This is a genomic window from Nocardia farcinica (genome assembly GCF_029867845.1).
Lineage (GTDB): Bacteria > Actinomycetota > Actinomycetes > Mycobacteriales > Mycobacteriaceae > Nocardia > Nocardia farcinica_A.
Genome location: NZ_JARWRU010000053.1, coordinates 1 through 7,093, shown reverse-complemented (window position 1 = coordinate 7,093; position 7,093 = coordinate 1). Strand labels below are relative to the sequence as shown.

At 71.6% G+C, this 7,093-nt stretch carries 2 protein-coding genes; both read left to right on the top strand.

Going from position 1 to position 7,093, the window contains the following annotated elements; all coding sequences use genetic code 11:
* The first annotated feature begins 171 nt into the window (after positions 1-171).
* Positions 172-5,430, top strand: coding sequence for a polyketide synthase Pks13 (gene pks13, locus QH283_RS00840; RefSeq protein ID WP_280501105.1), 5,259 nt, complete (start codon positions 172-174; stop codon positions 5,428-5,430).
* Entirely contained in the window at positions 5,427-6,971 is a 1,545-nt protein-coding gene (locus QH283_RS00835; protein ID WP_280501104.1) for an acyl-CoA carboxylase subunit beta, read from the top strand. The genes pks13 and QH283_RS00835 overlap by 4 nt, the downstream gene beginning before the upstream one ends.
* Positions 6,972-7,093: the final 122 nt, after the last annotated feature.

Genomic DNA, 7,093 nt, shown 5'->3' with positions numbered 1-7,093 from the left:
CACGGGTGGGGGGTGCAAACCCCCCGCTGGCTCGCCCCGATCCCCCGTAAGATAAATCCGCTGGGGTGAGCTCCCCCCGCGGGGCGTCGGCGCCCGCCCCCCACACATGCGCCCGGGCCGGACGTCGATTCGCGGCGCGCCCGGTACGCAGACGAGTAGCTTGAGGAATTGATGGCTGACAACGAGGGCACGCCCGACCAGACGGACCGCGAGGCGACCACCGCCGACGCGACCTCCGCGCCCGCCGACTCCGCGACGCGGGAGGCAGGCGCCCCGCGCACCGAGTTGTCGGTGTCGGAGTTGCGCGAATGGTTGCGCAAGTGGGTGGCCGAGGCCACCGGCCAGCCGGTGGACAACATCACCGTCGACCGGCCGATGGAGGAATTCGGCCTGGCCTCCCGCGACGCCCTCGCGCTCGGCGGCGACATCGAGGAGCTGACCGGTGTCACCCTCAACGCCACCGTGGTCTACCAGCACCCCACCATCGCCTCGCTGGCCGAGGTGATCGTGCACGGCGAGCCCGAGGCCGCCGAGAGCCAGGGCGAGGACGCCTACTACACCGCCGGCTACACCCCGGGCGAGGCGCACGACATCGCCATCGTCGGCCTGTCCACCCGGCTGCCCGGCGCGGGCGACACCCCGGAGTCGACCTGGGAATTCCTCATCAACGGCGGGGACGCGATCCGCGAGCTGCCCGAGGGCCGCTGGTCGGAGTTCCTGTCCGACCCGGCCACCGCGCAGCTGGTCGCCGAGTCCAACACCCGCGGCGGCTATCTCGACCAGGACGTGGTGAAGGGCTTCGACGCGGAGTTCTTCGCCATGTCGCCGATCGAGGTCGAGCGGGTCGACCCGCAGCAGCGGCTGATGATGGAGCTGACCTGGGAGGCGCTCGAGCACGCCCGCATCCCCGCCAGCGAGTTGCGCGGTGAGCAGGTCGGCATGTTCGTCGGCTCCTCCACCCAGGACTTCCAGCTCATCGCCGCGCTCGGCCTCGGTGATCGCGACCCGAGCCTGCCGATCTCGGCCGAGGCCTACGCCCTGCTCGGCGCCTCCACCGGCATCATCGCCAACCGCGTCTCCTACTTCTTCGACTTCCGCGGCCCCTCGGTGACCGTGGACACCGCCTGCTCCTCGACGCTGGTCGCGGTGCACCAGGCGGTGCGCGCGCTGCGCGACGGCGACGCCGACCTGGCGCTGGCGGGCGGTGTCAACATGATCCTGTCGCCGGTGGCCACCCTCGGCTTCGAGAAGAACGGCGCGGTCGCCAAGGACGGCCGGATCAAGGCCTTCTCCGCCGACGCCGACGGCATGGTGCGCTCCGAGGGCGGCGGCCTGGTGGTGCTCAAGCGCCTGGCCGACGCCGAGCGCGACGGCGACCGCGTGCTCGCGGTCATCAAGGGCACGGCGGTCAACAACGACGGTCGCTCCAACGGTCTGTTCGCGCCCAATCCCGACGCTCAGGCGGAGGTGCTGCGCCGCGCCTACCGCGACGCGGGCATCAACCCCGCCGGTGTCGACTACATCGAGGCGCACGGCACCGGCACGCCGATCGGCGATCCCATCGAGGCCGACGCGCTCGGCCGGGTGATCGGCCGCGGCCGCGACGCCGACAAGCCCGCGCTGCTCGGTTCGGCCAAGACCAATTTCGGTCACCTGGAGTCCGGCGCCGGCGTCCCCGCGCTGGCGAAGGTGGTGATGTCGTTCCAGCACAACGTCATCCCGCCGAACATCAACTACGCCGGGCCGAGCCCCTACATCCCGTTCGAGCAGGCCCGTCTGAAGGTCGTCGACACCCCGACCGAGTTCCCCCGGTACAGCGGCGTGGCCACCGTCGGCATCTCCGGCTTCGGTTTCGGTGGCACCAACGCCCACCTGGTGCTCCAGGAGTACGTGCCCGCCGGTGCGAGGACCGCCGCGGCGCAGGCCCCGGCCGAGTCCGCCGACGCGCTGGACGCCGCGAGCACCGACGTGATCGCCGCGGCCACCGAGATCGCCGCGGGCGACGCCGTCGAGGTGGACGCCGGGGCGGCCGAGGTCGTGGCCGCGGCCACCGAGATCACCGCCGAGGCCGCGCAGGACGCCGAGTGGTCGGTCACCAGGGCCGAACCGCTGCCGGTCATCCTCCCGGTCTCCGGTTACCTGCCCTCACGCCGCCGCCGTGCCGCCGCCGAACTCGCCGACTGGCTGGAGTCCGGCGCCGGGCGCGACGTGCCGCTGGCGGACGTGGCCCGTTCGCTGGCCAAGCGCAGCCACTGGCGCTCGCGCGGCGTGGTGCTGGCCACCACCCACGAGGAGGCCGTGGCCGGGCTGCGCGCCATCGCCGCGGGCAAGCCGGGCACCGGCGTGTTCACCGCCGACGCCCCCGCCGCGCAGGGCCCGATCTGGGTGCTCGCCGGATTCGGCGCCCAGCACCGCAAGATGGGCAAGCAGTTGTACCTGGAGAACGCGATCTTCCGCGCGGCCGTGGACGAGGTCGACGAGCTGGTCGTCGACGAGGCCGGCTACTCGGTGCGCGAGATGATCCTCGACGACGCCCAGGACTACGACGTCGGCACCTCCCAGGTCGGCATCTTCACCATCCAGGTCGGCCTGGCCGCGCTGCTGCGCGCCCACGGCGCCGAGCCGGAGGCGGTCGTCGGCCACTCCATGGGCGAGGTCGCGGGCGCCTACATCGCGGGCGGCCTGACGCTGGAGGACGCGGTGCGGGTGATCTGTGCCCGTTCCCGCCTCATGGGCGAGGGCGAGGCCATGATCAGCGACGACGACGTGCGCAACATGGCGCTGGTCGAGCTGAGCGCGGCCGATGTGGAGGCCATGCTCGCCGACTACCCCGATGTGGAGGTCGCGGTCTACGCCGCGCCGACCAACACCGTCATCGGCGGACCCACCGAGCAGGTCATGGCGATCGTCGCGAAGGTCGAGCAGGCGGGCAAGTTCGCGCGCGTGCTGGCCACCCGGGGCGCGGGCCACACCTCGCAGATGGACCCGCTGCTGGGCGAGCTGGCCGCCGAACTGGCTGGCATCGAGCCGACCCGACTGAAGCACGGCCTGTACTCGACCGTGCTGAAGGAGCAGTACTTCCGTCCCGGCAGCGACCCGCTGCACGACGAGGACTACTGGGTCACCAACATGCGCCACAGCGTGTACTTCACCAACGCGGTGAAGCTCGCGGTGGATCGCGGCCACACCACCTTCCTGGAGCTGGCCCCCAACTCGGTGGCGCTCATGCAGGTGCTCGGCACCACCTTCGCCGCCGGGCTGCACGACGCCCAGCTCATCCCCACGCTCAAGCGCAAGGAGGACGAGTCGGCCGGGGTGATCTCCGCGCTGGCCCAGCTCTACACCCACGGTCACCCGGTCGACCTGCCCTCGCTGCTGCCGCCCGGCGACTACGCCGACATCCCGCGCACCACCTTCGTGCGCAAGGAGTTCTGGCCATCGAGCAGGCTGTCCACCGGCAGCGGCGACGCCAGGGTGCCCGGCGCGCACGTCGCGCTGCCCGACGGCAGGCACGTCTGGCAGGTCCAGGCGGGCGCGGTCACCGACCCGGCCGCGCTGGTGCTCGCCGCCGCCGCCCAGGTGCTGGCCGAGGTGGGTCTCGGCGCCTCGCTGGCACATGCCCCCGTCCCGGCGCAGGGCACGCTGACCACCACCCTCACCCCGCATCCCGGCGGCGCCTCGGTGCAGGTGCACGCCAACGAGGCCGGGCAGTTCCGGCTGGTCTTCGACGCCGTCGTCACCTCCGGCGCGCCGCTGCCCACCCCGGCTCCGGCCGCCGCGCCCGTCGCGGAAACCGCTGTGGCGCAGGCCGAACCGGAGGTCGTGGCGAACCACGGCGACCGCTGGGATCCGAACGGCTCACAGAGCCTGGAGGAGCGGCTGGCCCTGATCGTCGCGGAGTCCATGGGTTACGCGGTCGAGGATCTGCCGATGGAGATCCCGCTCATGGAGCTGGGTCTGGACTCGCTGATGGCCATGCGCATCAAGAACCGCGTCGAGTACGAGTTCGACATCCCGCAGTTGCAGTTGCAGGCGGTGCGTGACGCCAACCTGATCGAGGTCGGCAAGGTGCTGCGCTACGCGATCGAACACCGCGACGAGGTCGCTGCCATCGCCGAGCGCCAGGCCGCGGGCGAGGACGTGGTCATCGACGCCGCCTTCGTGGAGAACGCCCGCGCGGCCATCGAGTCCGGCGAGAGCCCCCAGGCCGTGGCCGAGGCGGCCGGTGTCGCCGCCGCCGCGCCCGCCGAGAGCGCCGCCGCGCCCGCCGAGCCGGTGGCCGAGGAAGAGCCGGTCGACCCGGAGACCGCCGCTTTCGGCGAGGCCCTGGCCGACGTCTCCGAGGACGACGTGCCCCCGCGTGACGCCGCCGAGCGCCTGACCTACGCCACCTGGGCGATCGTCACCGGCAAGTCGGCGGGCGGTGTCTTCAACACGCTGCCCATCCTCGAGGAGGAGGTCGCCGAGAAGCTGGCGGCCCGGCTGTCGGAGCGGATCAAGGCCGAGATCACCGTCGACGACGTGCTCGACTGCGAGACCATCGAGCAGCTGGCCGACATCGTGCGCGAGCAGCAGGACAACAGCAACGACGTGGAGGGCTTCATCCGCCCGCTGCGCCCGCGCCCCGAGGGCTCCGACGCGATCCCGGTGTTCGTCTTCCACCCCTCCGGTGGCAACACCCTGGTCTACGAGCCGCTGCTCAAGCGCCTGCCCGCGCACACCCCGATGTACGGCTTCGAGCGCGTCGAGGGCGATATCGAGCAGCGCGCCAAGCAGTACATCCCGGAGCTGCGCCGCATCCAGGGCGACGGCCCGTTCGTGTTGTACGGCTGGTCGCTCGGCGCGGTGTTCGCGCTGCAGGTCGCGCAGCTGCTGCGCGCCGAGGGCGCGGACGTGCGGGTGGTCGGCCTGATCGACCTGGCCATCCCGACGCAGGACGAGGACAACAGCCCGCAGGAGCGGGTGCGCCGCATCGAGCGCTACCAGGCCTTCGCCAAGAAGACCTACGGCTTCGACGGCGAGCTCGACCGCGAGCAGCTCGAGGAGCTGGCGGCTGCCTCCGACGAAGAGCAGTTCCAGATGATCAGCGACCTGATCAAGATCAGTGGGGCCAAGATCCCCGGCGGCGTGCTCGAGCACCAGCGCACCTCGTGGGTGGAGAGCCGCCACCTGGCCCGCACGACCCCGTCGCGCTACGACGGCGACGTGGTGCTCTACCTGGCCGATCGCTACCACGACGGCATGATCGAGCTGGAGCCCCGATTCGCCGAGCGCAAGCCCAACGGCGGATGGGACGAGTACCTCCCCAATCTCCAGGTCGTGCACATTCCGGGGGATCATCTGCAGATCGTCGACGAACCGCGGATCGGGAAGATCGGTGCCGACCTGACCGCGAAGCTCGTGGCGATGGAGGCGAAAGGGGACAAGTGAGCACTACGGCCGAGAAACTCGCGGACCTTCGCAAGCGCCTGGAACAGGCGCAGGAGCCGGCGGGTGAAGCGGGGGTCGCGAAGCGGGCGAAGAAGGGCATCCCCAGCGCCCGCGACCGGATCAACATGCTGCTCGATCCGGGCACCTTCGTGGAAATCGGCGCACTGGTGCGCAAGCCGGGTGACCCGTCGGCGCTCTACGGCGACGGCGGGGTCACCGGGCACGGCCTGGTCGACGGACGGCCGGTCGCGGTGTTCTCCCACGACCAGACCGTGTACGGCGGCTCGGTCGGCGAGATGTTCGGCCGCAAGGTGGCCTACATCCTGGAGTACGCCGCGCGGGTCGGCTGCCCGGTGGTCGGCATCAACGACTCCGGCGGCGCCCGCGTGCAGGAGGCGGTGACCTCGCTGGCCTGGTACGCCGAACTCGGCCGCCGCCAGGAACCGCTGTCGGGCCTGGTGCCGCAGATCTCGATGATCCTCGGCAAGTGCGCCGGCGGCGCGGTCTACGCCCCGATCAACACCGATGTGGTGGTGGCGACCGAAGAGGCGTACATGTTCGTCACCGGCCCGAAGGTGATCCGCGAGGTCACCGGCGAGGACGTGAGCCTCGAGGAGCTGGGTGGCGCGCGCAGCCAGGCCGAGTACGGCAACATCCACCACGTCGCGCCCGACGAGGCCGCCGCGTTCCGATGGGTGCGCGAGTACCTGAGCTTCCTGCCGACCAGCTGCCAGGAGCTGCCGCCGATCGTCAACCCGGGCCTGGAGCCGGAGATCACCGACAGCGACCGCGAGCTGGACTCGATCGTGCCGGACTCCGACAACGCCGGCTACGACATGCACGAGATCCTGTTGCGGATCTTCGACGACGGCGATTTCCACGAGATCGGCGCCACCGCGGGCCGCAACATCATCACCGGCTTCGCCCGTGTCGACGGCCGCAGCGTCGGCGTGGTCGCCAACCAGCCGCTGGTCTACGCCGGCGCCCTGGACGCGCGCGCCTCCGACAAGGCGGCGCACTTCGTGCGGCTGTGCGATGCCTTCGAGCTGCCGTTGGTGTTCGTGGTGGACACGCCGGGCTTCCTGCCGGGCGTGGAGCAGGAGAAGATCGGCGTCATCAAGCGCGGTGGCCGGTTCCTGTTCTCCTTCGTGGAGGCCACCGTGCCCAAGGTGACCGTGGTGATCCGCAAGTCCTACGGCGGCGGCTACGCGGTCATGGGCTCCAAGCAGCTCGGCGCCGACGTCAACCTGGCCTGGCCCACCGCCCGCATCGCGGTGATGGGCGCGGAGAGCGCGGTCAGCCTGATCGGCGGCAAGCAGATCGCCGCGGCCCCCGAGGACCAGCGCGCGGCCGTGCGCAAGCAGATGATCGACTTCTACAACGCGACCGTGGCGACGCCCTGGGTGGCGGCCGAGCGCGGCTACATCGACGCCGTCATCGAACCCCACGACACCCGCCTGGAGATCCGCCGCGCCCTGCACCTGCTGCGCGACAAGCAGCTGCCGCGCAGCCCCCGCAAGCATCACCTGCTGCCGCTCTGAGCGGCCTGCCGCCGGACGCTGGGGGTGTGCCCGCGTCCGGCCCGCGGCCGTGCCGTGCACGGTGCTTCCCGGCCCGCAAACGACGCGCACGGGCCCGGCAACCGGTGTCCGGTGGCCGGGCC